22 protein-coding genes and 1 tRNA gene are annotated in these 23,546 nt (G+C 64.1%); 15 read left to right on the top strand and 8 right to left on the bottom strand.

Annotated features, from left to right (window positions below; genetic code table 11):
* Positions 1–50 precede the first annotated feature (50 nt).
* Positions 51–518, top strand: coding sequence for a hypothetical protein (locus tag V8V93_RS15190; protein WP_338667444.1), 468 nt, complete (start codon positions 51–53; stop codon positions 516–518).
* 80 nt (positions 519–598) lie between these two features.
* On the opposite strand, the gene V8V93_RS15195 is transcribed toward V8V93_RS15190, so the two are convergent.
* Positions 599–1,126 carry a tetratricopeptide repeat protein gene (locus tag V8V93_RS15195; RefSeq protein ID WP_338667445.1) on the bottom strand — a complete coding sequence of 176 codons (528 nt, stop codon included), beginning with the start codon at positions 1,124–1,126 and terminating at the stop codon, positions 599–601.
* Positions 1,127–1,218: 92 nt separating this feature from the next.
* Here V8V93_RS15195 and V8V93_RS15200 point away from each other — a divergent pair, with 92 nt between their 5' ends.
* From V8V93_RS15200 to V8V93_RS15210, 3 genes are read left to right on the top strand one after another with little or no spacing between them, the layout of a single operon-like run.
* Positions 1,219–2,970, top strand: coding sequence for an aldehyde ferredoxin oxidoreductase family protein (locus V8V93_RS15200; protein ID WP_338667446.1), 1,752 nt, complete (start codon positions 1,219–1,221; stop codon positions 2,968–2,970).
* Positions 2,967–4,139, top strand: a complete 1,173-nt coding sequence (locus V8V93_RS15205) for a class II aldolase/adducin family protein (RefSeq protein WP_338667447.1) — start codon at positions 2,967–2,969, stop codon at positions 4,137–4,139. Before V8V93_RS15200 ends, V8V93_RS15205 begins: the two co-directional genes overlap by 4 nt.
* Positions 4,132–5,046 carry a type II CAAX prenyl endopeptidase Rce1 family protein gene (locus V8V93_RS15210; protein ID WP_338667448.1) on the top strand — a complete coding sequence of 305 codons (915 nt, stop codon included), beginning with the start codon at positions 4,132–4,134 and terminating at the stop codon, positions 5,044–5,046. The genes V8V93_RS15205 and V8V93_RS15210 overlap by 8 nt, the downstream gene beginning before the upstream one ends.
* A gap of 564 nt (positions 5,047–5,610) precedes the next feature.
* Here the strand turns inward: V8V93_RS15210 and V8V93_RS15215 are convergent.
* From V8V93_RS15215 to ruvA, 3 genes are all read right to left on the bottom strand, one after another.
* Positions 5,611–5,766 carry a rubredoxin gene (locus V8V93_RS15215; RefSeq protein WP_338667449.1) on the bottom strand — a complete coding sequence of 52 codons (156 nt, stop codon included), beginning with the start codon at positions 5,764–5,766 and terminating at the stop codon, positions 5,611–5,613.
* A 97-nt stretch (positions 5,767–5,863) separates the two neighbouring features.
* A complete protein-coding gene (gene ruvB / locus V8V93_RS15220) occupies positions 5,864–6,850 on the bottom strand; it encodes a Holliday junction branch migration DNA helicase RuvB (protein WP_338667450.1) in 987 nt (328 codons plus the stop codon).
* Positions 6,847–7,458 carry a Holliday junction branch migration protein RuvA gene (gene ruvA / locus V8V93_RS15225; RefSeq protein WP_338667451.1) on the bottom strand — a complete coding sequence of 204 codons (612 nt, stop codon included), beginning with the start codon at positions 7,456–7,458 and terminating at the stop codon, positions 6,847–6,849. Before ruvA ends, ruvB begins: the two co-directional genes overlap by 4 nt.
* A 157-nt stretch (positions 7,459–7,615) precedes the next feature.
* On the opposite strand from ruvA, the gene V8V93_RS15230 reads away from it, so the two are divergent.
* Entirely contained in the window at positions 7,616–8,146 is a 531-nt protein-coding gene (locus tag V8V93_RS15230) for a hypothetical protein (RefSeq protein WP_338667452.1), read from the top strand.
* A gap of 71 nt (positions 8,147–8,217) precedes the next feature.
* Here the strand turns inward: V8V93_RS15230 and ruvC are convergent, their stop codons facing one another.
* Genes ruvC through V8V93_RS15245 form a run of 3 tightly spaced genes read right to left on the bottom strand, consistent with a single transcriptional unit; the run spans position 8,218 to position 10,126 of the window.
* Positions 8,218–8,721, bottom strand: a complete 504-nt coding sequence (ruvC, locus tag V8V93_RS15235; protein ID WP_338667453.1) for a crossover junction endodeoxyribonuclease RuvC — start codon at positions 8,719–8,721, stop codon at positions 8,218–8,220.
* Between the two features lie 5 nt (positions 8,722–8,726).
* On the bottom strand, positions 8,727–9,473 hold the full coding sequence (locus tag V8V93_RS15240) for a YebC/PmpR family DNA-binding transcriptional regulator (protein ID WP_338667454.1): 747 nt from the start codon (positions 9,471–9,473) through the stop codon (positions 8,727–8,729).
* A 53-nt stretch (positions 9,474–9,526) separates the two neighbouring features.
* Complete coding sequence (locus V8V93_RS15245) at positions 9,527–10,126, bottom strand: RlmE family RNA methyltransferase (RefSeq protein WP_338667455.1); 600 nt, start codon at positions 10,124–10,126, stop codon at positions 9,527–9,529.
* Positions 10,127–10,195: 69 nt separating this feature from the next.
* Between V8V93_RS15245 and V8V93_RS15250 the strand changes: the two genes are divergently transcribed.
* Both V8V93_RS15250 and V8V93_RS15255 read left to right on the top strand, forming a co-directional pair.
* Positions 10,196–11,737, top strand: a complete 1,542-nt coding sequence (locus tag V8V93_RS15250) for a glycosyltransferase family protein (RefSeq protein ID WP_338667456.1) — start codon at positions 10,196–10,198, stop codon at positions 11,735–11,737.
* Positions 11,738–11,774: 37 nt separating this feature from the next.
* Positions 11,775–11,850, top strand: a tRNA-Ala gene (locus tag V8V93_RS15255).
* A 66-nt stretch (positions 11,851–11,916) separates the two neighbouring features.
* On the opposite strand, the gene V8V93_RS15260 is transcribed toward V8V93_RS15255, so the two are convergent.
* Positions 11,917–12,651, bottom strand: coding sequence for a substrate-binding periplasmic protein (locus V8V93_RS15260; RefSeq protein WP_338667457.1), 735 nt, complete (start codon positions 12,649–12,651; stop codon positions 11,917–11,919).
* Positions 12,652–12,935: 284 nt separating this feature from the next.
* On the opposite strand from V8V93_RS15260, the gene V8V93_RS15265 reads away from it, so the two are divergent.
* The 8 genes from V8V93_RS15265 (at position 12,936) to V8V93_RS15300 (ending at position 23,515) form a co-directional block, all read left to right on the top strand.
* Positions 12,936–14,642: a sigma 54-interacting transcriptional regulator gene (locus tag V8V93_RS15265; RefSeq protein WP_338667458.1), complete on the top strand. Its 1,707-nt coding sequence runs from the start codon at positions 12,936–12,938 to the stop codon at positions 14,640–14,642.
* 387 nt (positions 14,643–15,029) lie between these two features.
* A complete protein-coding gene (gabT, locus tag V8V93_RS15270; protein ID WP_338667459.1) occupies positions 15,030–16,331 on the top strand; it encodes a 4-aminobutyrate--2-oxoglutarate transaminase in 1,302 nt (433 codons plus the stop codon).
* A 6-nt stretch (positions 16,332–16,337) separates the two neighbouring features.
* Positions 16,338–18,110: an aldehyde ferredoxin oxidoreductase family protein gene (locus tag V8V93_RS15275; protein WP_338667460.1), complete on the top strand. Its 1,773-nt coding sequence runs from the start codon at positions 16,338–16,340 to the stop codon at positions 18,108–18,110.
* Positions 18,111–18,120: 10 nt separating this feature from the next.
* Entirely contained in the window at positions 18,121–19,143 is a 1,023-nt protein-coding gene (locus V8V93_RS15280; RefSeq protein ID WP_338667461.1) for an ABC transporter ATP-binding protein, read from the top strand.
* Positions 19,136–20,056, top strand: a complete 921-nt coding sequence (locus V8V93_RS15285) for an ABC transporter permease (RefSeq protein ID WP_338667462.1) — start codon at positions 19,136–19,138, stop codon at positions 20,054–20,056. Before V8V93_RS15280 ends, V8V93_RS15285 begins: the two co-directional genes overlap by 8 nt.
* Position 20,057: 1 nt before the next feature.
* Positions 20,058–20,879, top strand: a complete 822-nt coding sequence (locus V8V93_RS15290) for an ABC transporter permease (RefSeq protein ID WP_338667463.1) — start codon at positions 20,058–20,060, stop codon at positions 20,877–20,879.
* Positions 20,869–21,912, top strand: coding sequence for a polyamine ABC transporter substrate-binding protein (locus V8V93_RS15295; protein WP_338667464.1), 1,044 nt, complete (start codon positions 20,869–20,871; stop codon positions 21,910–21,912). The genes V8V93_RS15290 and V8V93_RS15295 overlap by 11 nt, the downstream gene beginning before the upstream one ends.
* Positions 21,913–21,976: 64 nt before the next feature.
* Positions 21,977–23,515 carry an amidohydrolase gene (locus V8V93_RS15300; RefSeq protein ID WP_338667465.1) on the top strand — a complete coding sequence of 513 codons (1,539 nt, stop codon included), beginning with the start codon at positions 21,977–21,979 and terminating at the stop codon, positions 23,513–23,515.
* The last annotated feature ends 31 nt before the right edge of the window (positions 23,516–23,546 follow it).

The following is a 23,546-nucleotide window of genomic DNA, read 5'->3' on the forward strand; positions in this document are numbered from 1 at the left end:
GTATGTCGCAGGCAAGGTCTATCACCACGTAGAGACATGGATACGCGAGCATGAACAAGAAACAGATACGAGCCCACATTTTTTCCACCATCATCAGCAAGGTCGAGGAGCAGGACGAAAGCCGTCGGCTGGAGGCCCTGAACGAATTCCTGGCCGTGACCGGCACCGCAGGCAACGCCCCGGATCAGGTGGCCAGCCTGATTCCGCCCATCATGCACGAGCTCTACGAGAAGTGGATCACCCTGTTCATCGACCGGCTGCTCGAAACCGTGGATGCGAAGAACATCGAGCTGCTGTGCGACGGTTCCGACGACAACAACGCCGCCCTGGTCCTGGCCTACGTCATGTTCCTGGAGTCCGCGCGCATGGAGAAGCAGATCGACGAGGACCTGCGCCAGCACGGTATGAAGGGCACGGGGCAGGACGACATGGGCGACGTGGCCGCCAGCTACATCCGCGCCCAGATGGCCAAGATCGCCCAGCAAATGGGCGACGACGAGCCCAAGGGCAACTGCTGAGCGCCCTTTCCGGACGCGAAAACGCCCCGTCACCGTTGAGTGGCGGGGCGTTTTCGCGTCCGGGTCAGGGATACCCGCGATCAACCCACGGCGTCGCCGGACTCGGCAATGGCCTTTTCCACGGCCAGGGCGATGTCCTCGTCCGGGTCGGGCTGGTGGCTCTCGATGAGCCCCAGTTGGAGGTTGAGTTCGCGCATGACCTTCACGGCGGACGGGTTGAAATAGCGGGACCACACGGCCGGGGTCTTCTCCGGCCGCCCCAGACGGACCAGGGTCAGCCCGAGGTAGAGAAAGGCGTCCTGGTAGGTCTGGTCGATGCGCAAGGTCCGTTCGAACTCAAGCTTGGCCTGGCGGTACATGCCGAGCCGGTAGGAGCAGACCCCGAGCCGGTAGCGCACGTCCGCGTCGTTCTTGTCCTGTTCGATGCACTCCTTGTACTTGAGGCGCGCCCCTTCCCAGTTTTCGTCCACGTACAGTGCGTTGGCCGCCTTGACCACGTCGATGCCCCCGGCGGTCGAGGCCACGGGCTGGTCGTCCTCCTTCCTGATGCGGCGCACGGCCCCGAACAGGAAATTGCGGCGGGATTTGTCGATCTTCTTTTCGGCCATGTTTCCTCCGGTCCGCAGAATACCCGTTTCACCCGCATCGTCAAGACGGCAACCGGTTGCCTTTTCAGGCGGTTCATGGAAGATTCCTCCCCATGGACGAATTCTACGGCCGGACCGGCATGGTCCTCCATATAGACCTGACCACGGGCACGGCCACTCCCGAACACCCGGACGAGGCCGTCTACGGGCGGTATCTCGGCGGCCGGGGGCTGGCCGGGTACTACCTGCACCCCTTTGCCGACCGCGAATACACCGACCCGGAACTCCCCTTGCTCATCTTCACCGGCCCGCTGACCGGGACCGACTCGCCCACCTCCGGGCGCGGCACGATCCTGTCCCGCTCGCCCCTGACCGGGGCCGTGTGCGACGGCTCCATCGGCGGCGGCCTGCCCACCCGGCTGAAAAAGGCCGGATACGACGGCCTGGTCATCACCGGCCGCGCCGAGACGCCCTGCGGCATCGAGATCGACGACCACGACGTGCGCGTGGTCGAGACCTCCTTGTGGGGCACGGACTCGGACGCGGTCCTGCACGGGCTGGAACGGCAACTGCCCGAGGACACTTCGCTGGCCTGCATCGGCCCGGCGGCGGAGAACGGTTCGCTCCTCGGCTCGGTGGCCGTGGACCACCGCCACGGCGGCGTGCGCGGCGGACTCGGCCTGGTCTGGGCGGCCAAAAATCTCAAATATCTGACCGTGCGCGGCAGCGGCGAGGTCCGGGTCCACGACCCGGCGGCCCTCGCGGAAGCGCGCGAGGCCATCGTGCGCCTGACCATGGCCTCGCCCGTGCTCATGGGCGGCCACGGCTTCTCGCACTGGGGCACCGGGGCCCTGTTCGACCTGATCAACTCGCGGCGCATGCTGCCCACGGACAATTTCCAAAAGACCTTTTTCGAACAGGGGGCCGCAGTCAATGCCGCCGCCCTGGCCGAGCTGTACAAGCCCCGCGACCACGGCTGCCTCGGCTGCCACATCCACTGCCGCAAGATCGCCCGGGACGGACGCAGCCTGCCCGGCTTCGAAACCATGGCCCACTTCACCGCAAACGTGGGCAACGCGGACCCCGAATCGGCCATGGAAGCGGCGGACCTGTGCGGCAAGCTCGGACTGGACCCGATCTCGGCCGCGTCCACCCTGGCCTGCCTGCGCGAGATCACCGGCCAGGACTACACGGACAAGACGCTCCTCTCGACCCTGCGCGCCATGGCCGAGGGCGGCGACCTGGCCAAGGGCGCCCTCAACCTGGCCCAGGCGTGCGGCCGCCCGGAAGCGGCCATGACGGTCAAAGGGCTGGAGCTCCCCGCCTTCGACCCGCGTGGCGGCTACGGCCTGGCCCTGGCCTACGCCGTGTCCACCCGCGGCGGCTGCCATCAGCACGCCTACCCCATCAGCCACGAGGTCCTGCGCAAACCCGTGGCCACGGACCGCTTCACCTTCAGCGGCAAGGCGCGGATCATCAAGCTGGCCGAGGACACCATCGCGGCCTGCGACTCCATGAACGCCTGCCGCCTCATCTTCCTGGCCGCCGGGCTCGAAGAGTACGCCAAGGCACTCACGGCGGTCACCGGACAGGACTGGTCGGTCCAGTCCCTGCTCGAAGTCGGCGAACGGACCACCGTAAACGAGCGGCGCATGAACGCGGGAAACGGCTTCGACGCCACGGACGACGATCTGCCCGGGCGGTTTTTCACCGAGCCCGGGACTTCGGGCGGCGGCGTGGAAATCCCGCCCATAGACCGCGAGAAATTTCTCCAGGCCCGGCGCAACTACTACGCCGTGCGCGGGCTGGACGAGAACGGGGCCCCTACCACGGAAACGCTGCAACGGCTGGGGCTCGACCAATGAAGGCCCTCTGCGAAAAATACGCGGCCAAGCTGGCCGCCCAGGGACTGGCCTCCGGCACCGGGCCGGACGCGCCGTTGGTCGGCGGCCTGGACGCGGACCTGACCTGGAATCGCGAGGACCCGCGCACCGGCGAACTGGCCGGGCTGTTTTCGCGCCTGTCCATCAACTCCCTGGTGTTCATCCGCCCGGCCGAGCCTTACCGGACCATCCTGGACTTCCTGGCCGCGCGCAACCCGGACGGCATCCGGCCCGAGGACACCGAGACCCGGACTTTTTTGCACGACATCCCGGTCTGCGCCGACTTCACCGCCGAAGCCATGGCCGCGCAGCTCAAGCGGCGCAAGGTCATCGTGATCCCCGGCCAGGGCGTGGCCGCCTGCGGCACAGTCACGCCGGAACAGGGGTTCGTGTCCGTCTCATCACTGGTCTTCTCCTCCTTCGTGCTCTTCTTCTCGGACTACCTGAACCGTGCCCGGCGCGTCGAGTTGGACGACGAGTACGCAGACGCGTTCTCCCATGTGGTCCGGCTCCTGCCCGAGCCGCACACGGACCTGCCCGGGCTCGCTGCCGGGCCCTTCACCGACGAGGAAGGCGTAGTCGCGGCCATGGCCGAAGCGGGCCGCAAGGTCGTGGGCTACGGCCTGGTTGATTCGTTCTTCGGCAATATTTCCTACAAGCTGGACGAGACCGTCTATATCTCGCAGACCGGCAGCTCCCTGGACGAACTCGAAGGGTGCATCGATCCGTGCCCCTTGGACGGCTCCACCACCAACGGGTTGACCGCGTCGAGCGAGCTGTCCGCCCACGAGGACGTCTACCGCCGATCAAACTATGACTGCATCCTGCACGGCCACCCGAAATTCTCGGTAATCATGTCCATGGACTGCGAGCGCGACGACTGCCCCAACCGGGGCCACTGCCACATCCACTGCACCGAATGCCGGACCGTGGACGGCGTGCCCATCGTGCCCGGCGAGGTCGGCACCGGCCCCACCGGGCTGTGCCACACCCTGCCGCCCGCCATGGCGGCAAACGGCGCGGCCATCGTCCACGGGCACGGCCTGTTCACCGCCGGAAACAACGACTTCAACGCCCCCTTTGCCCGGCTCCTGGAGATCGAGAACCGCTGCCGGGACCTCTATTTCGACAGGCTGTCGCGCTATGCCTGATCCGAGCGCCCGCACCGGCCGTTCGTCGGACCGCGACTTCGGCCCCTTCCGGCCCGGCCCGGTACTGGCCTTCGTGCTCATCGTCTTCGCGGCCACCTGGGGAGTGGAAGGCGCACTCATCGCGGACGGCCTGCGCTTCGACGACCTGGTGGGCCAGTCCGCGCCCGCCCTGTGGCTCATGGGCGTCATGTGGATTCCCGGCCTGGCCGCGCTCCTCGTGCCCCTGCTCCTGGAGCGGACCTCCGTGCGGGGCCTGATCCCGGTCCTCTCCCTGCGCATGGGGTCCGTCGGCCCCTACTTCCTCGGCATCGCCCTCATTCCCGTCGCCTATGCCGTCATGTACGGCATTACATGGAGTGCCGGACTCTCCGGCTTCGACCCCGACCTGAACTCCTTATCCTCATTATCCGGCACACCCATCGGCCGCAACACGGCCCTCCAGGTCTTGCTGCCCCTGTCCATCTTCCTCGGCCCGCTAATCAATTTCGTCTTCGGCCTGGGCGAGGAACTGGGCTGGCGCGGGTTCCTGCTGCCCCGGCTCATGCCGCTGGGCAAACCCGCCGCCTACCTCATTCTCGGCCTGCTCTGGGGCCTGTGGCACGCGCCCCTGATCCTCGCCGGGCTCAACTATCCCAGCCAGCCTGCCCCCGGCATCCTGATGATGTGCCTCATCTGCCTGGCCTTCGGCGCGTTCCTCAACGAGATGACCCTGCACTACCGGTCCTCCATCCTGGCCGGATTCCTCCACGGCGCTGCCAACGCCCAGGGCTACGGCATCTGGGCCTGGATGTTCCCCGGCGCCCACCCGCTCCTCGGCGGCGCCATGGGCCTGACCGGCGTCCTCACCTGGACCGCCCTCACCTGTCTCACCATCACCGTGCTCCGCAGACTGCGGCGCGCCCAATAAGCCTCCGGCGGGGCCTCGCCGGCCGGGCGTCTCCGACGGCTTAAGAACCTTTTGAAAAAGGTTCTTAAGCATCTCCCAAACTTTTTATCTCCGCTTCGCGGGCGAGACTCCCCAAAGGCCCCATGCCTAATCCCCTCAACTGGAGCAATTCGGATGCGCGCAGCACCCGACAGCGGCTCTCTCTTCCGCCGCCAACTAGCACTCGGAATAGGCTTTCGAGAGTGAGTCAGCTGTGCATTTTCTTTCGGTGGGCGCTGACCGCAGCGTAGCCGTCTACGTGAGATCAGCGCCCGCCGGAAAAATGTGCAGATGGCCCGCTATCGGAAGCCGCCACGCACCATAAAAAAAGCCCCCTGCACGGGGGCTTTTGTAAATGTTGCCTACTGAGGTTGCCGAGTTACGGGCCTCTACCAAAGGACGTTGTTGTTAGCGGGTTGCCTTGAAACGCTGTCTAGGTTCACTAAATCATGCGGTTTGTCTGGCGTTGCCTGGAAACACTTCCTTTGACTTGATTCAACCATACACTCGTTACATGGCGGATGGCAATGGCTTGTTACGATTTTTTTACAGTTTTTCGAAATATTCCTTTTCCGCGCCGCACTGGGGGCAGACCCAGTCGTCGGGCAGGTCTTCGAACTTGGTTCCGATGGGGATATTGCTGTCCGGGTCGCCTTCCGCAGGGTCGTACACGTAGCCGCACGGGCATTCCCATTTGTCCATGGTCAGGTACCTCCGATAGGGTTTGTCGTTCTGCCCCATGCTACCGGAACGGGCCGGGGAAACAATGATTTTTCGCCACAGGAAGGTGAGGACAGGCCTAGAGTAGAGAGGCCTGATCGTCTTCCATGCGCATCTTGAGGTGCTGGTACGCCTTGGCCGTGGCCACGCGCCCGCGCGGGGTGCGCTTCAGGAAACCGCACTGAATGAGGTATGGCTCGTAGATGTCCTCGATGGTCCGGACCTCCTCGGCGCAGGCCGCGGCAATGGTCTTGAGCCCCACCGGGCCGCCGTTGAAGTGCTCGACCATGAGGGTCAGGATCTTGCGGTCCATGTTGTCCAGGCCGTACTGGTCCACGTCCAGGCGTTCGAGCGAGGATTCGGCCAGCTCGCGGCTGACCACCCCCGTGCCGTGGACCAAGGCGTAGTCGCGCACGCGCCGAAGCAGCCGGTTGGCGATGCGCGGGGTGCCGCGCGCCCTGCGGCCGATGGCCAGGGCTCCCTCGGGCTCCACCTCCACGCCCAGAATGGCGGCGCTGCGCTCCACGATACGCCCGAGCTCCTCGGGGGAGTAGAATTCGATACGGAAGATGCAGCCAAAGCGGTCACGCAGGGGCGAGGTCAACAGCCCGAGCCGGGTGGTCGCCCCGACCAGGGTAAACGGTTCGAGGTCGAGCTTGACCGTACGCGCGCCGGGGCCGGAACCGATGACCAGGTCGATCTGAAAATCCTCCATGGCCGGATAGAGCACTTCCTCCACGGTGGGCGGCATGCGATGAATCTCGTCGATGAACAGGATGTCGCCGCGTTCCAAATTGGTCAGGATGGCCGCCAGGTCGCCGGACCGCTCGATGACCGGTCCCGAGGTGGAGACCATGTTCACGCCCAGCTCCGAGGCCATGATCCGGGCCAAGGTGGTCTTGCCCAGGCCTGGGTTGCCGTAGAACAGGGTATGGTCCAGGGAGCGCTCGCGCTCACGCGCGGCCCGGATAAAAACGTCGAGGTTGGTGCGCAGGTCCACCTGACCGATGAAATCGGACAGTTTCCGGGGCCGGACGTTTTCCTCGGGAAGGGTGCATTTGCTCATGAGCGTGCCGCGTTGATCTTCTTGAGCACCGCGCGGATAGCGCCGGCGGCGTCGAGATCGGGTTCATCGTCGAAGGTTTCGAGAAGCATGGGCCGGATTTCGTCCTCACCGTAGCCCAACCCCTTGAGCCCCGCAAGGGCGTCCAGGTACTCGCCCTGCGGCCCCTGGGGCGCGCTCGGCGCCTTGCCGGTCACCGGGGTCAGCTTGTCGACCTTGTCCTTGAGATTCCAGAGGATCTGCTTGGCGGACTTGGGCCCGATGCCGGGCACGGTGGATAGGGTGGTCACGTCCTCGCGGAAGGCGATCTCGCGCAGGTGGGCCGCGTCGAACATGGACAGGATGGCCATGGCCTTCTTGGGCCCGAGCTTGTCGATGGAGATGAGCGTACGGAAGAGGTCCAGGTCGTCGGCCTCCAGGAAGCCGAACAGGTCGATGGCCTTTTCGGCCACCTGGGTATGGACGTACAGCCGCACCTCCTTGCCCCTGCCCGGCAGCTTGGCCAGGACCGACGTGGGCGCGGCCACTTCGTAGCCCACGCCGCCAGGGGTGAGCAGGACAAGTCCCTTCTCATCCGCCGAGAGCAGTTCACCCTGCAGGTATGCGATCATGGAAATCCTCCGTGCTGTGACTTTATCCGAATAGTGAACGTAATTCAAAGGGTATCCACCTTGACCAACCCCGCTGGTCATTTTATATTCAAGGCTGGATTTTTCGTCCTCCGTCCGCGAATCGTGGGTGGAACCAACCTGTAACGAGGAGCTCCCCATGAAAACAATCGCATATTACCTGCTGGCAGGCGCCCTGCTGCTCCTGGCCGCCTCCCCGGCCCTGGCCCAGGGCGAGGACCTGACCCAGGACGAACTCGTATCGCTGGTGGGCGAGGCCGTGGTTCAGGAGGCCGCCAACTCCTCGGAAGAAGTGGCCAAGGCCAAGGAAATCCTGGACGCCGTCCGCAACAGGAAGAAAGCCTCCCAGGAGGAAGTGGCCGCGGCGCAGATGGAATACGAACAGGCCCAGGATCGATACCGCCGGGCCGAGTCCAACCTGGACAACGCCAAGGTGGACCAGCTCGCCCGTCAGTGCGGCAAGACCAGCGACCAGATTCGGGCCATGCGCGACTCCGGCATGGGCTGGGGCCGCATCGCCAAGGAGTGCGGCGGGCACGGCGTGGGCAAGGCCAAAGGCAAGGACAAGGGGATGATGCATCAAAACATGAATCAGAACATGAACCAGGACATGGACGCCATGTCCAAGGGCAAGGGGAAGGGAAAGGACAAGAAGCCCAAGAAGAAGTAGCTGCGGAAACACGCAACAAAAAGGCCCGCCCGGTGCTACCGGACGGGCCTTTTCCGCGTCCTGCCGAAAGATCAGGAGCAGGTCAGCTTGCGCATGCGCCGCTCGTTCAAGTGGCAGATGGCTATGGCCAGGGCGTCCGAGGCGTCCTCGGGCCAATCCGGCTTCTTGATGCCCAGGCAATGGGCCACCATGTAGGCCACCTGGGACTTGGGCGCGTTGCCCACGCCGACCAGGTTCTTCTTGACCTTGGAAGGCTCGTACTCGCCCATGGGGATGTTGTTCACGGCGCAGGCGGCCATGCAGGCACCCCTCGCCTGCCCGAGTTTGAGGGCCGACGAGGGGTTCTTGGAAACGAACACGTTTTCGATGGCGGCTTCCGCCGGCGCGTGGGCCCGGATCAGCTCCTGGAGCTGGCTGAAGATGACCCCCATGCGGGTGGCCATGTCCTTCTTGACCGGGGTGCGGATGGTGCCGGTGGCGACCAGCTCGGCCTTGCCCGAGAGTTCCCGGACCACGCCGTAGCCGGTGACCCTCGTGCCGGGGTCGAGCCCCAGGACGATCAGCCCTTCCGCCATGGAGCCTAGTCTTCCTCGTCGAACAGGTCGTCCGGCAGGTCGGCGTTCATGTAGACGTTCTGGGTGTCGTCGTTGTCTTCCAGGGCATCGAACAGGTTCATGACCTTCTTGCCCACGGCGGCATCCACCGGCACCAGGTTCTCGGGGACCTGGTTGAACTCGGCGGACTCGTACTCCATGCCCGCGTCGGCAAAAGCCTGCTGCACGGCCATGAAGTCGCCGGGCTCGGTGTAGACGATGAAGGTGTCGCCGTCCTCGACGATGTCGTCGGCCCCGGCCTCCAGCCCCGCTTCCATAAGCTCGTCCTCGGTGTATTTTTCACCGTTGAAGACGATCACGCCCTTGCGGTTGAACATGTAGGAGACCGCGCCGTTCTCGGCCATGTTCCCGCCGTGCTTGGTGAAGGCATGGCGAATTTCGGCCACGGTGCGGTTCTTGTTATCCGTGGCCACCTCGACGAGCATGGCCACGCCGCCGGGGCCGTAGCCTTCGTACATGACTTCGGCCAGATCGCCGCCGGCCAGTTCGCCGGTGCCCTTCTTGATGGCGTTGTCGATCTTGTCCTTGGGCAGGTTCACGGCCTTGGCCTTCTGGATGGCCAGGCGCAGTGTCGAGTTGTCGTCGGGGTTGCCGCCGCCCGCCTTGGCGGCCAGGATGATGTCCTTGGCGGCCTTGGTGAAAAATTTCGCCTTTTTGGCGTCCTGACGCCCCTTACGGTGCTGAATGTTCGCCCATTTACTATGTCCGGCCATATTTCCTCCTGAATATATCGCTATCGGTCTTAATTGCTGGTCGGTCCAATGTTCTACCCGTCAACGCCCTTAAAGCCAAGCGCAACGATGAAGATCTCCTTGCTCTCGGACCGGGAACTGTACGGTTTGAAATTCTTTATCTTCCCGAAATACGGGCGGATCTCGTTTCGGTAGTCGTTGATCTCACCGCCCTCGAAGATCTTCACGGCGAAGTTGCCGCCCTTCTTGAGGTATTTGCACGCCACCTCGAAGGCCCGCTCGCACAGCTCCAGCGAGTTGGCCTGGTCCGCGAACTTGATTCCGGTTGTCTTGGGGGCCATGTCGCTGATAATGACGTCGAACGGCGCGAGCGGTTCGATGGCCTCGAGCAGCTCGGGCGAGTCAGAGAACACGTCCGCCTGCAGAAAAGTGATATTGTCGGCAAAGGTGTGCTTGGTGGTCTGCAGGTCCACGCCGAGCACCCGCCCCTGCGGCCCCACCCGCTCTCCGGCGAACTGGGTCCAGGAACCGGGGGCGGCGCCGAGATCGAGCACGGTCTGGCCGCGCTTGAAGATCCCGAACCGCTTGTCCATCTCCTTGAGCTTGTAGACCGAGCGGGCGGCGTAGTTTTCCTTTTTGGCCCTTTTGAAGTATTTGTCCTGGTATTGTTTCATGGTATCGCTCCGTCAATGCGGCGTGGAGCGGTTAGTAGCCGAATCCGCCGGAAAAGCCAAGTGAACAACGTGCCCAGACCCCGACATATCTCCATCCGCGACGAACTCGGCCTGACCAAGTCCATGCCCGCCGACAAGACCCACTTCGAATGGCGGGTCAACCGCTCCCTGGACGAGGCCCCGGTGATCTTTCTCGGACTCGGCCCCGAGCCCGACAAGGTCCCGAAATGGTTCGACCTGCCGGACGACGAGACATTCTTCTACCTGGACTGCCCGGACTTCATCGGTCAGGTGGACGGCTGGCACGACCGCGTGCCCGCCAACTTCGAAGCCATGGCCCCCGAGGACTTCACCATCGCCTCGTCCGCCCGCGCCCACGTGGTCCGCTACCTGCCCGTACAGAAGGCCTTCCCGTCCTTCTACGGCCCGCTGACCGCCCGGCTGAGCCTGGCGGACCGCATCCGGCCGAAGCTTGCGCGCACCGTATGGCTGCCGGTCGGGGACGACGCCCTGCTCGTCGAGGAACTGGCCAGGGCCTTCATGGACGCGGGCTGGCGGGTGGTCCGCATCGACCACGAGTCTCTGGGCAAGCATCCCGGCAAGGTCTTGCCCGACTATCTGCAGGAGGGCGTGCCGGACCTCTTCTTCTCGGTCAATTTTCGCGGACTCGACCACTTCGGCCTGGGCCAGGCCATCCTGCACGAGGCCGGAGTCAAGGTGGCGGTCTGGATGGTGGACAACCCGTTCAACCTGCTCACCGCAGTCAAGACCGAGGCGTGGCGCGAGCTCAACCTGTTCGTCACGGACCACAGCTTCATCGGTCCGCTCATCGAAAACGGCGCAAGGAGGGTGACCCACCTGCCCCTGGCCGCCTCCCCGGCCCTGTTCGAGGCTGGCGGCACGCTGCCCGACCACGCCCGGGACATCGAGGGCAGGCTGGTCTTCGTGGGCCGCTCCCGGTTCCCGGACCGGGACAAATTCTTCGCGGGCGAGACCATGCCCGAGGACGCCGCCGAACTGGTCGCGGGCAGCGCCGGGCCGACCCGCTTCGACTACCACTGGTGGCGCGACCGGTTGAACGTCGATCCACTCTGGCCGGGCAACCGGGGCCGGGCCGTAGGCGCGGGCGCGGAATTCGCCTCGAATCTCTGGAAAAAGCGCTGCCTGAACGCGGCGGGCCGGATCGTCATCTTCGGCGACGACGGCTGGCGGGACCTCGACAACCAGGACGCGGACGTCCGCCCGGTGGTGGACTACTACGCCCACCTGCCCGCCCTGTACCGGAGTGCGGGCGTGGTCCTCAACGTCACCGGCATGCAGCTCCCGGCCGGGCTGAACCAACGCAACTTCGACGTCTGGTGCGCGGGCGGCTTCCTGCTGACCGATCTCCACCCCGGCCTGCAAATCTTTCCGGACGACCTGGTCGAGGCGATCACCTATTCCCGCCCCGACGACATCCACGATCTGGTCATCCGCCATCGCGAGGAGACCCCGAAAAAATGCGCCCTGCGCCGAGCCTGGAGGGAATGCATCCTCCTGGACCACACCTACCGAAACCGGGTGGAAACCATTTTCAAGGCAATGAATCTTTTATCCGCTCAAAAGGCTTGAGCTTCATCCCGAAAAGCGGTAACAACGCTCCACCAACGGGGACGTAGCTCAGCTGGGAGAGCACTGCCTTCGCAAGGCAGGGGTCGAGAGTTCAAATCTCTTCGTCTCCACCAAGACAACGAAAAGCCCCGCCGTGAAAATCACGGCGGGGCTTCTTTTTGTGGTACGGCCGGGGGCGCCTAGTACGTGAAATTCCGTTCCATGATCCTCTGGTAGACGCCGTTCTCCTTCAGGGTGTCGAGGGCGTTCTGCCATTTTCGAATGGTTTGGTCCGGGACGTCCAGGGAGAAGGCGAGCCAGGCGGCGGAGTTGCCGAACTTGCAGTCCGTGCGCTCGAACTCCACGGGATTGAGGCCGGCCTTCTTGACCATATAGTAATAGGTACGCTCGCCCATGAGCACGAGATCCACGCGGTCCTCGACCAGTTTCCTGTAGCTGGACTCGTAGGTCGGTCCCACGTCGAGGTTGGTGAATCCCTTGGCGGCCAGAGCCTGATGGGTGTAGCCGTCCTTGCGCACGGCGATCCGTTCGACCCGGCGCGCGTCGTTCAGGTTCTCGATCCGCAGGGACGATCCCCTATGTTTGAAGAAATAGTCCCCCTCGCCGAAGATCGGGCCGACCCACTTGAAGAGCTTTTCCCGCTCCGGGATGCGGACAATGGCGAACAGGGCCTGCCGGGGCAGCTTCTGCGTCTGCTCATAACCACGCAGCCAGGGCGTCTCTTTCAGCGGGCTGTCGTCGCCCACGATTTTCTGGATCTCCAGGACCATCTCGGGAGCCACACCCCACAGCTTGCCCTGATCGGCATAGACCAATGGGGGATAGACAATGGCTTGCATGTTGAAATCGCCGCCAAAGGCCGCCACCGGCAGAAACAGTGTCAGGCACAGGCCCAATACGATAATTCTCTGCACGAACTCTCCCACGTTGTAGCTAAACAGGTGTTCACCATATACGAGGCGTTAGGCAGTGTCCATTATCGACTGAGAACACCCTGTCGCCCCCTGGGGGGGCCGGCGCTGTCCCGATCTGAATCGCACAGCATAGCGCCTCCACTCCAGACCCGCTCCGGAACTTTTTTATGAAAATCAATCATATCAGACGCAAGCAGGGACGACTTTTTGATGACATCCCGCAGGGAATGGGCTAAATCCGAAAATAAGATTCAATGTTGCATCAAAACCGGCAGGAGTGCGGCGTGGCCGAGACCAATCCCGTGGACATCCCCTTTCATTGCATCCTGAACCACCTGAACGTAGCGGCCCTGGCCGCGGACTCTTCCGGGCTCATCGCCTATGCCACGCCGTGCGCGGAGCAGACCTTCGGGTTCGGGCCGGGGCGCATGCACGGCCTGCCCATGGCCGAGGTCATGCCCGAGGCATTCGTCAACGGGCAGACGGCCGCGAACCTGGAGATGCCCGACGGCACCCTGAACGCGGTCTCGCGCAGCCCCATCGTCATGAACGGCGAGACCGTGGGCAGCCTGCTCACCCTCCAACCGGAACCGGCCCCGGATCGGGTGGCGCGGACCGCGACCTACCGCACCCTGGCCGAACACATGGAGGCGGTCTTCAACGCGTCCAGCGACGGCATCTGGCTGACCGACGGTCACGGCGTGGTCCTGAACATCAACAACGCCTCGGAGAGCCTCAACTCCATCTCGGCGGACGAGGTCATCGGCAGGCCCGTGGCCACCCTGGTGGAGAACGGGACCATCGACCGGTCCGCCACCCTGGAGGTGCTCCGCAAGAAACGACGGGTCTCGGTCCTGCAGGAGGTCACCCGCACCGGGCGCCAGCTCATTGTCACCGGCACGCCGACCTTTGATGCGGACGGCAACATCCGCCTGGTGGTCCTGAACGAGCGGGACATCACCGACCTGAACGAGCTGCGAACCACCCTGGCCCAGACCCGCAAGGCCAAGGAAAAGGCCGAGGCCGAGTTGACCGGCATGTCCCTCATGGAACTCAAGAAGAGCCATGTGGTGGCCGAGAGCCCGGCCATGCGCAAGGCCATGGCCACAGCCCAGAAGCTGGCCCAGTTCGAGACCTCGGAGATCCTGCTCATGGGCGACTCCGGCACGGGCAAGGGGCTGCTGGCCAAATTCATCCACGACACCAGCCCCCGGCGGGGCAAGCCGTTCATCCAGGTCAACTGCGCGACCCTGCCCGAGACCCTGTTCGAGGCCGAGCTGTTCGGTTACGAGAAGGGGGCCTTCACCGGCGCGTCCGAACAGGGCAAGTCCGGCCTGTTCGAGCTGGCCTCCGGCGGGACCTTCTTCCTGGACGAGGTGGGCGAGATCCCCTTGGATATGCAGGCCAAGCTGCTCAACTGCCTGGACGACCACATGTACTACCCGCTGGGCGCGAGCAAGCCCAAGCGCATGGACTGCATCATCGTGGCCGCCACCAACCGCGACTTGGAGGCCCAGGTGCGCAAGCAGGCCTTCCGCCGCGACCTGCTCTACCGCCTGAACACCTTCACCGTGCGCATCCCGCCCCTCAGGAAGCGGCCCGAGGACGTGTTCGAACTGATCAACCACTACCTGCGGCAATTCAACGCCGCCTTCCGCACGAACAAACGCATCGGCCCGGCGGGCATGAAGCTGCTCCAGTCGTACCCGTTCCCGGGCAACGTCCGCGAACTCATCGGCATCATCAAGAAGGCCGTGGTCATCTGCGAGGACGACCTGCTCGACGACTACCTGCGGGAGCTCTTCGACAACACCGAAGACGCCGTGATGGAAAACGGCACCCTGCCCGAAGAAGTGGCCCGGCTGGAGCGCCGCATGCTCCGCCAGGCCATGGAGGCGTGCTCCAACACCCGCGAGATGGCCGGATTCCTCGGCGTCAGCCAGCCCACCGTGGTGCGCAAGATGCAACGGTACAAGCTGAACAATTCCTGATTCGTTTTTGAATCAATCCGATTCGCGAAATAGCATATTTAACAGTATTGTCATTTTCTCCACTGTATTAACGGAGGTAAAGACGGTGTCTGACTTTTTTGCAACGCGAAGGACATTTTTACCGCCACATCATCCGATCGCTGGAACCATCAGAACATTATTGTTAATTTTTGATTTGATTTAATTATGAATCATATTTTTATCACCTGTTTTCAATAGGTTAGTAAAATCGTGTGATTTATTTTTGAATCAAGAAGCAAACGGACGGGCCGTGTATTCTGCATATAACCATTTGTAATAAATTGATTATTGCAACTCGGACCGGCGTTTGCTTTATGAGAGACGGTTTTCGACTTCAACTCTTACAATATATTTGGTGGATACATCATGACCAACAAGGAACTGCAACAGAGAAGAGAGGCGGCCGTCCCCAGGGGGGTCTCCAATGCCGGCCCCATTTTCGCGGCCGGCGCCCAAGGCGCGACGGTCACCGACGTGGAAGGCAAAGAGTTCATAGATTTCGCGGGCGGTATCGGCGTGAACAACGTGGGCCACTGCCATCCCAAGGTGGTCGAGGCCGTGCGCGAGCAGGCGGGCAAGCTCCTGCATTCCTGCTACCATGTCTTTCAATATGAGGGATACGTGGCCCTGGCCGAGAAGCTCAACGCCCTGACCCCAGGCGACCACGCCAAGAAGACCGTACTGGTCAACTCAGGGTCCGAGGCCGTGGAGAACGCGGTCAAGGTGGCCCGCCGGGCCACAGGACGACCGGCCGTCGTGGCCTCGGCCTCCGGTTTCCACGGCCGCACCCTGCTGGCCTCGACCCTGACCGCCAAGGTCATGCCCTACAAGGCCGGGTTCGGGCCCTACGCCCCCGAGGTCTACCACATCCCCTACGCCTACTGTTACCGCTGCCCCGTTGGCCGCTCCTATCCCGGGTGCAAGATGGAATGCGCCGAACTGCTGAAGAAGAGCTTCGTGGACATGGTCAACCCCGAGAGCGTGGCCGCCGTGATCCTGGAGCCCGTGGCCGGCGAAGGCGGCTTCGTGGTCCCGCCCAAAGAATATTTTCCGCGCATCAAGGAGATCTGCGACGAATTCGGCATCCTGCTGATCATCGACGAGGTCCAGTCCGGCATCTGCCGCACCGGCACCCTGTTCGCCATCGAGCAGTGGGACGTAATCCCGGACCTGCTGACCTCGGCCAAATCCCTGGGCGGCGGCACGGTCATCTCGGCCTGCACCGGCCGGGCCGAACTCATGGACGCGCCCCAGGTGGGCGGCCTGGGCGGCACCTACGGCGGCAACCCGGTGAGCTGCGCAGCGGCCCTGGCCGTGCTCGACGTGGTCGAGAGCGAGAACCTGGTCGCCAAGTCGCAGACCCTGGGCGCCAAGGTCCGCGCCGCCTTCGAGGATCTGGCCGGGAAGTATGCGTGCATCGGCGACGTGCGCGGCCTGGGCTCCATGCTGGCCATGGAGCTGGTCCACGACAGGACGGTCAAAACCCCGGCCCCGGACATCGCCAAGGCCCTGGTCGCCAAGTGCCGCGAGGATGGCCTGATCATCCTGTCCTGCGGCCACTCCGGCAACGTCATCCGTACGCTCATGCCCCTGGTCATCACCGATGCCGAACTGGAAAAGGGACTGTCCGTCCTCGAAGCGGCCTTTGCCGAAGTGACCAAGGGGTAACATTCGGTGCACGGCATTCACGGACGCATACTCTTCATCGATGTCTCCGAGCGGACGTTCTCCATCGAGCCGCTCGGGGACACCGGCCTGCCCCTTCCCGGCGGCAAGGCGTTGGGTACGCGCCTGCTTCTCGAACACAACCCGGCCGGGGTAGACCCGCTCTCTCCCGACAACCGGATCGTCATCGCCACGGGCCCGTGCAGCGGCACGCCGACCTGGGGCTCCAGCCGGTACGGCGTCTTCTCCAAGTCGCCGCAGACCGGCTTCTACGCGGAATCCTACTCCGGGGGCAGAACCCCGGAGGCCATCGACCGGGCCGGTTTCGACGCCATCGTCGTAACCGGCGCGGCCGACGCGCTGACCGTCCTGTCCATCCACCCGGACGGTTGCGATTTTCACGAGGCCCCGCAGCTCAAAGGGCTCGAAACCTATGCCGCCGAGGACGCCCTGATCCAGGACTATGCCCCCAGGGGCGAGGGCTACGGCCGCCCCGGGGCCATGGTCATCGGCCCGGCGGGCGAAAATCTGGTGGCCTTCTCGGTCATCGAGAACGACTACTGGCGCAGCGCCGGGCGTTGCGGCCTGGGCGCGGTACTCGGCGCGAAGAGGATCAAGGGGCTGGTCTTTGCCGGGGACCGCAAGCGCCGGGTGGCCGACCCCGAGGGATTGAAGGCCTTTGCCAAGGCATTCCGGACCGCCAACGGCGACTCCCCGGCGGTCAAGGCGTACCGGGCCCGGGGCACCACCCAGATGGTCGCCCTGATGAACACCGTGGGCGCCTTTCCGAGCCGCTACTGGTCGGCCGGAAGTTGCGACCACTGGGAGCGCATCAGCGGCGACGTCTTCCACGAACAGCACGAGGTCACGCCTCACGCCTGCCTGAAGTGCTTCATGGCCTGCGGCCGCAAGGCGCGCATCAAGAGCGGCCCGCACAAGGGCCTGACCATCGAGGGTCCGGAGTACGAGACCATCTACGCCTTCGGCGGGCTGTGCATGGTCCGCAACATCGACGAGATCGCCCACCTGAACGACCTCTGCGACCGTCTCGGCCTGGACACCATCTCGGCGGGCAACCTCTGCGCCATGGTCGCCGAGGCCTCCAGCCAAGGCCGCCTGGACGCCCCCCTGACCTACGGCGACGCGGCCACCATCTCCGCCCTGCTGGAACAGATCGCGAACCGCGAGGGGCTGGGCGACGTCCTGGCCGACGGCATCGTCAAGGGCGCGGCCAGCCTGGGCCTGTCCGACATGGCCGTGCACGTCAAGGGCCTGGAGCCCGCCGGATACGACCCCCGCGTGCTCAAGGGCATGGGGCTGACCTACGGGACCTCCCCGCGCGGGGCCTGCCACCTGCGGACCACCTTCTACAAGGCGGAACTGTCCGGGATGATCTCCTCGGACGCCGTGGAGGGCAAGGCGGACCTGCTCATAGATTTCGAGGACAGGCTGGTCGTGTTCGACTGTCTGATCCTGTGCCGCTTCTACCGCGACATGTACGACTGGGCCACCCTGGTCCGTCTACTCGCGCTGATCACCGGAGAATCCTGGGACGAGACCTCCCTGCGCCGGGCCGCGTCCCGCGTGGTGGACGACACCCGGCGGTTCAACGTCCGCGAGGGACTGACCCCGGACGACGACCGACTGCCCAGAAAGCTCCACGAAGCCCTGCCCACCGGGCAGGTCATAACCCGGGAGGAGTACGCGCTCCTTCTCAATGAATACTATCGCCTGCGCGGCTGGGATGAATCGGGCGTACCGCCTGTCCCGGCTGCCGAATAGGAGGAAAGATATGACCCTTGAAGCGTATGCCGTCCACAAGAGCTACGGCGACGTCCAGGCCCTGAAGAACGTCGACCTGACCGTCCAGAAGGGCGAGCTGTTCACCCTGCTCGGCCCGTCCGGCTGCGGCAAGACCACCCTGCTGCGGATTATCGCCGGACTGGAACAGGCGGACTCGGGATCGGTCTTCCTCAACGGCCTGCCCATCACCCAGAAGCCCGCCAACGAACGTCCGGTGAACACGGTCTTCCAGAGCTACGCGCTGTTCCCGCACATGACCAACGCGGACAACGTGGCCTTCGGCCTGCGCTCCCAGAAGATCCCGGAGGGCGACATCCGGACCAGAGTGAACAAGATTCTCGAAATGCTCGAACTGACCGGTTTCAAGGACCGCTACCCGGACCAGTTGTCCGGCGGCCAGCGACAACGCGTGGCCATGGCCCGCGCCCTGGTCTGCGAGCCCGAACTGCTCCTGCTGGACGAGCCCATGTCGGCCCTGGACGCCAAGCTGCGCACCCAGTTGCAGGTTCAGCTCAGACGGTTGCAGCAACAGTTGAACAAGACCTTCATCCTGGTCACCCACGACCAGGACGAGGCCCTGACCGTATCCGACCGCATCGCGGTCATGAAGGACGGCGAGGTCCTGCAGCACGGCTCGCCCCAACAGATCTACGACCGCCCCAACTGCCGCTTCGTGGCCGAATTCATCGGCACGGCCAACATCCTCGAAGCCGAGCGGCGCAACGACCTGATCGTCACCCACGCGGGCAGGCTGGTCGTGCCCTCCCCGCCCCAGTGGAAGCGCGGCGCCCTGGTCATCCGGCCCGAGGGCATCGTCCTGCGCGACCAGGAGCCCGAGACCAACGGCGTCCTGGCTACGGTCACCGAAACCTTCTACCGCGGCAACTTCCTGGACATCACCCTGGACCCGGCCGGCCTGCGCATGCGCTGCGCCCCGCACAAAAAACTCCAGGTGGGCGACAAGGTCTGGGTCGAACTGCTCAAGGACGCACTGGTGGCCATCGATGACTAGCGAGCAACAGAACGACACCCGCATCTGGTACGGCGAGCTGACCACCCGCTCGGCGCTCAGGCGGCGCGGCCTGCTCCAGGTCTCGCCCGGCCTGTTCTGGATCCTCATTTTCCTGACCGTGCCCGCCCTGGCGCTCATCGCCCTGTCCTTCGCCACACGCGGCGGCTACGGCGAGATCGAATGGATATTCACCTTCGAAAATTTCTCCCGGCTGGCCGGGTACGGCATGTTCGGCTGGAGCCCGGACTACCTGATCATCCTGGCCCGCTCCCTGTGGGTGGCCTTCGTGACCACCACGATCTGCACGGCGCTCGCCTTCCCCCTGGCCTTCTTCATCGCGCGCAAGCCCAAGTCCACCCGGTACGTCTGGCTGACCCTGGTGATCATCCCGTTCTGGACCAACCTGGTCATCCGCACCTACGCCTGGCAGTTGGTCCTCTCCCCGGACCTGCCCATCGCCAAGTTCGCGGCCGTGCTCGGGCTGATCCCGGCGGGCAGTCCGCTCTACCCGTCCGAGTTCGCCGTGTACCTGGGCATGATCTCCGCCTTCCTGCCCTTCGTGGTCCTGCCGCTTTACTCCAGCGTCGAGAAACTCGACTGGTCCCTGGTGGAGGCGGCCTACGACCTCTACTCCAACCGGCGGCGGGTGTTCATGCAGGCCGTCCTGCCCCAGACCCTGCCCGGTCTGTCCGTAGGGGCCATCCTGACCTTTGTCCCGGCCATGGGCATGTTCCTCATCCCGGACTTCCTGGGCGGGGCCAAGTACATGCTGGTCGGCAACCTGATCCAGCAGCAGTTCGGCAAGAGCCGCGACTGGCCCTTCGGCGCGGCGGTTTCCCTGGCCCTGATGGTCCTGACCCTCGTCGGCCTGTTCGTCTTCCGCCGGAAGGGCGAAAAAATGGAGGTGGTCTAGGATGCAGACCCGACGCAAGCCGATCCTGATCCCGGCCCTGGCCCTGGGCACCCTGGCCTTCCTGTACATCCCGCTCATGGCCGTGGCCTCGTTCTCGGTGAACAACTCCCGCTTCGGCCTGACCTGGCACGGCTTCACCTGGAAATGGTACCTGGAACTCTTCCGGAACGAGCAGATCCTCGAAGCCGTGGGCAACACCCTGTTCCTGGGCCTGGTCTCCACGGTCATCGCCACGGTGGTGGGCACGGCCCTGGCCATCGGCATGAGCCGGTTCCCGTGGTCCAAGAAGACCTCGGCCTTCTTCGAATTCAACCTGTACATGCCGGTCATCACCCCGGAGATCGTGTTCGCGGGCGCGCTGGTCATCGCGTTTGCCTCCCTGCGCTACTTCTCCTCGGCGTTCGAGCCCGGCATGCTGAACATGATCATCGGCCACGTGACCTTCCAGGTGGCCTTCGTGGCCCTGGTGGTCCGCTCGCGCCTGGCGGCCTTCAACAACGAGATCGAGGAGGCCTCCCACGACCTCTATGCCTCCAGTTGGTACACCCTGCGCAAGGTCATCCTGCCCATGCTCACGCCGGGCATCGTGTCCGGGGCCATGCTCGCCTTCACCCTGTCGCTGGACGACTTCATCATCAGCTTCTTCACGGCCGGCCCCACCTCGGTGACCCTGCCGCTCTACATATACGCGGAAGTGCATCGCGGCATCACGCCGAAGATCCACGCCCTGTCCACGGTCGGTCTGCTGGTGACCATCATACTGGTCATCGCCTCGCAAAAAATATCAAACAGTTTCAATGAAAAGGAGAGAGATGATGCGTAAACTGCTGCTGGCCATCCTGATGGTCCTGGTCATGGTGCCGTCCGCATTCGCGGCGGAGGAAATGCGCCTGCTCATCTGGAGCGAATACATGCCCGAGGATTTCCTGACGGATTTCGAGCACGACACGGGCATCAAGGTGCGCGTGGAGTACTATGAATCCATGGAGGAGATGGTCGCCAAGCTCCAGGCGGGCGGCAAGAACCAGTATGACGTGGTCGTCCCGTCCGACTACATCATCCCGGCCATGATCAAACTGAACCTGCTCAAGGAGCTGGACCACTCCAAGCTGCCCAACCTGAAGAACCTCGAAGCGACCTTCATCAACCCCGCCTGGGACAACGGCAACAAGTACACCGTGGCCTACCAGTGGGGCACCCTGGGCATGATGTACCGCAAGGACAAACTCAAGGACTTCGACGGCTCCTGGTCGGTCATGTTCGACCCGGCCAAGCGCCAGGGCCCGTTCATCTTCATCGACTCCATCCGCGAAATGCTCGGCTGCGCACAGTGCGCCATGGGCATGGACGTGAACACCACCAACAAGACGGAACTCAAGCAGCTCCTCGACAAAATGCTTGAGGCCAAGAAATCCGACTACTTCGCCGGATTCGACGTGGGCACCGGCGGCCGCTCCAAGGTCGTGGCCGGCACCGCCGTGGCCGCCATCGTCTACAACGGCGACGCCCTGCGCGCCGTGGCCGACAACCCGGACACCTGCGGATTCGTGAACCCCAAGGAAGGGACCATCGGCTGGGTGGACAACATGTCCATCCCCATCGGCGCCCCGAACCCGGACCTTGCGTACACCTTCATCAACTGGGTGCTCGAGCCCAAGGTCGGCGCCAAGCTGTCCAACTGGACCCAGTACGCCACCCCGAACGAGGCGGCCTACCCGTACATCACCCCCGAGGACTTCAAGAACCCGGCCATCTACCCGGAGAAGGCCTACATGTCCAAGATCCAATTCATCAAGGACCTGGGCACCGACAACAAGATGTACGACCAGATCTGGACCATGGTAAAGACCCGTTAATCATCCAACCCGGCGGCCGGGGGACCATACCCCGGCCGCCCTACTCATCATGCTAGACCATTATTTGCTGACAAACGGAAACATCATCACCATGGACGGCCGGGAATCCCGCGCCCAGGCCATGGCCGTAGAGAACGGCCGCATCCTCCGGGTCGGCTCGAACCAAGACATGGCCGACCTCGCCGAGGCGGGCTGGCCCGTCACCGATCTGGAAGGCCGGACCGTGCTGCCCGGCTTCATCGACACCCACCAGCACCTCGGGCTGACCGGCCAGGTCCTGAACGGCATCGACTTCCAGGGGACCAAATCCCTGCAAACCGTGTTCGACAAGGTCGGGGAAACGGCCCAGTCCGCCGCGCCCGGTGCCTGGGTCCTCGGCTACACCCTGAACGATTTCTCGCTCAAAGAAAAACGGATGCCCCTCAAGGAGGAGCTGGACGCGGTCTGCGCCGACCATCCGGTCATGATCGTGCACTCCTCCTGGCACATGTGCGCCCTGAACTCCCTGGCCCTTGAGATTTTATCGCCGCCCGCCGACCTGCCGGGCATGGACCTCAAGCCGGACGGCGAACCCACCGGCGTGGTCCGCGACCCCGGCGCGCCCGATTTCATCTTCCCGGCCGTGTCCTCGCGCACCCCGGAGGAGGTCAAGCTGACGAGCTTCCGCAAGGCATGCGAGGCGGCGTTGAAACAGGGCATCACCACCCTGCATTGCCTGGAGGGCGGCGGCTTCGGCCCCGGCGACACCCGCATCGTCCATGACAACCTGGACAAGCTCCCGGTCAACGTGGTCCTCTGGAACCAGGTCATGGACGTGGACGAGACCGTGGGCATGGGGCTCACGCGCATCGGCGGGTGCATCTGCGCGGACGGGGCCATCGACGCCTACACCGCGGCCCTGTTCGAACCGTACTGCGACCAGCCCGGCAACTGCGGCACCCTGAACTTCACCCAGGAGGAGATGGACGAGTTCGTCCTGAATTCACACAAGGCCGGGCTCCAGGTGGCCGTGCACTGCGAGACCGACAAGGCCATCGAACAGGTCCTGTCCGCCATGGAGAAGGCCATCGCGGCCTTTCCGCGCGACGACCACCGCCACCGCATCGAGCACTGCGAGATCCCGACAAGGGATCAGGTGGAGCGTATGGGCCGGGCAAAAATCCTTGCGGGCATGCAGCCCGCCTTCATCCATTACCTGGTTGACATGGAAGACTACGAGAAGCGGTTCGGCTGGGACCGGCTGCGCTGGATGCACCCCTACCGGACCATGCTCGACAACGGCGTGATCATGACCGGCGGATCGGACTGCCCGGTCACTCCGCACGGTCCGCTCGTCGGCATCCAGACCGCCGTGCTCCACCCCATCAAGGAGGAGCGCCTGACCCCCATGGAAGCCATCCGCATGTTTACCGTCGACGCCGCCTACAGCGCCTTTGACGAGGCCAACCGCGGCAGCATCGAACCGGACAAGATCGCCGACCTGGTGATTCTGAGCGCCGACCCGACCGAGGTTCCCCCCGAGTCCATCCGCGAGATCAAGATCGTCAAGACCATCGTGGAGGGCAAACCGGTGGAGGACCCGCGAGACGGTCCCGCGGCCTAGCCGCCCTCATCCCCCGACCGAAATCCCGAAG

The sequence above is a fragment of the Pseudodesulfovibrio sp. 5S69 genome (assembly GCF_037094465.1).
In the GTDB taxonomy this organism is placed as follows: Bacteria; Desulfobacterota; Desulfovibrionia; order Desulfovibrionales; family Desulfovibrionaceae; genus Pseudodesulfovibrio; species Pseudodesulfovibrio methanolicus.

Coding starts and splice junctions, on each gene's coding strand:
- ruvA (WP_338667451.1), bottom strand. CDS start 7,458: ATGATCGCATACCTGCAGGGTGAACTGCTCTCGGCGGATGAGAAGGGA.
- ruvB (WP_338667450.1), bottom strand. CDS start 6,850: ATGAGCAAATGCACCCTTCCCGAGGAAAACGTCCGGCCCCGGAAACTG.
- V8V93_RS15280 (WP_338667461.1), top strand. CDS start 18,121: ATGACCCTTGAAGCGTATGCCGTCCACAAGAGCTACGGCGACGTCCAG.
- V8V93_RS15240 (WP_338667454.1), bottom strand. CDS start 9,473: ATGGCCGGACATAGTAAATGGGCGAACATTCAGCACCGTAAGGGGCGT.
- V8V93_RS15205 (WP_338667447.1), top strand. CDS start 2,967: ATGAAGGCCCTCTGCGAAAAATACGCGGCCAAGCTGGCCGCCCAGGGA.
- V8V93_RS15230 (WP_338667452.1), top strand. CDS start 7,616: ATGAAAACAATCGCATATTACCTGCTGGCAGGCGCCCTGCTGCTCCTG.
- ruvC (WP_338667453.1), bottom strand. CDS start 8,721: ATGGCGGAAGGGCTGATCGTCCTGGGGCTCGACCCCGGCACGAGGGTC.
- V8V93_RS15200 (WP_338667446.1), top strand. CDS start 1,219: ATGGACGAATTCTACGGCCGGACCGGCATGGTCCTCCATATAGACCTG.
- V8V93_RS15210 (WP_338667448.1), top strand. CDS start 4,132: ATGCCTGATCCGAGCGCCCGCACCGGCCGTTCGTCGGACCGCGACTTC.
- V8V93_RS15295 (WP_338667464.1), top strand. CDS start 20,869: ATGATGCGTAAACTGCTGCTGGCCATCCTGATGGTCCTGGTCATGGTG.
- V8V93_RS15285 (WP_338667462.1), top strand. CDS start 19,136: ATGACTAGCGAGCAACAGAACGACACCCGCATCTGGTACGGCGAGCTG.
- V8V93_RS15190 (WP_338667444.1), top strand. CDS start 51: ATGAACAAGAAACAGATACGAGCCCACATTTTTTCCACCATCATCAGC.
- V8V93_RS15215 (WP_338667449.1), bottom strand. CDS start 5,766: ATGGACAAATGGGAATGCCCGTGCGGCTACGTGTACGACCCTGCGGAA.
- gabT (WP_338667459.1), top strand. CDS start 15,030: ATGACCAACAAGGAACTGCAACAGAGAAGAGAGGCGGCCGTCCCCAGG.
- V8V93_RS15290 (WP_338667463.1), top strand. CDS start 20,058: ATGCAGACCCGACGCAAGCCGATCCTGATCCCGGCCCTGGCCCTGGGC.
- V8V93_RS15245 (WP_338667455.1), bottom strand. CDS start 10,126: ATGAAACAATACCAGGACAAATACTTCAAAAGGGCCAAAAAGGAAAAC.
- V8V93_RS15195 (WP_338667445.1), bottom strand. CDS start 1,126: ATGGCCGAAAAGAAGATCGACAAATCCCGCCGCAATTTCCTGTTCGGG.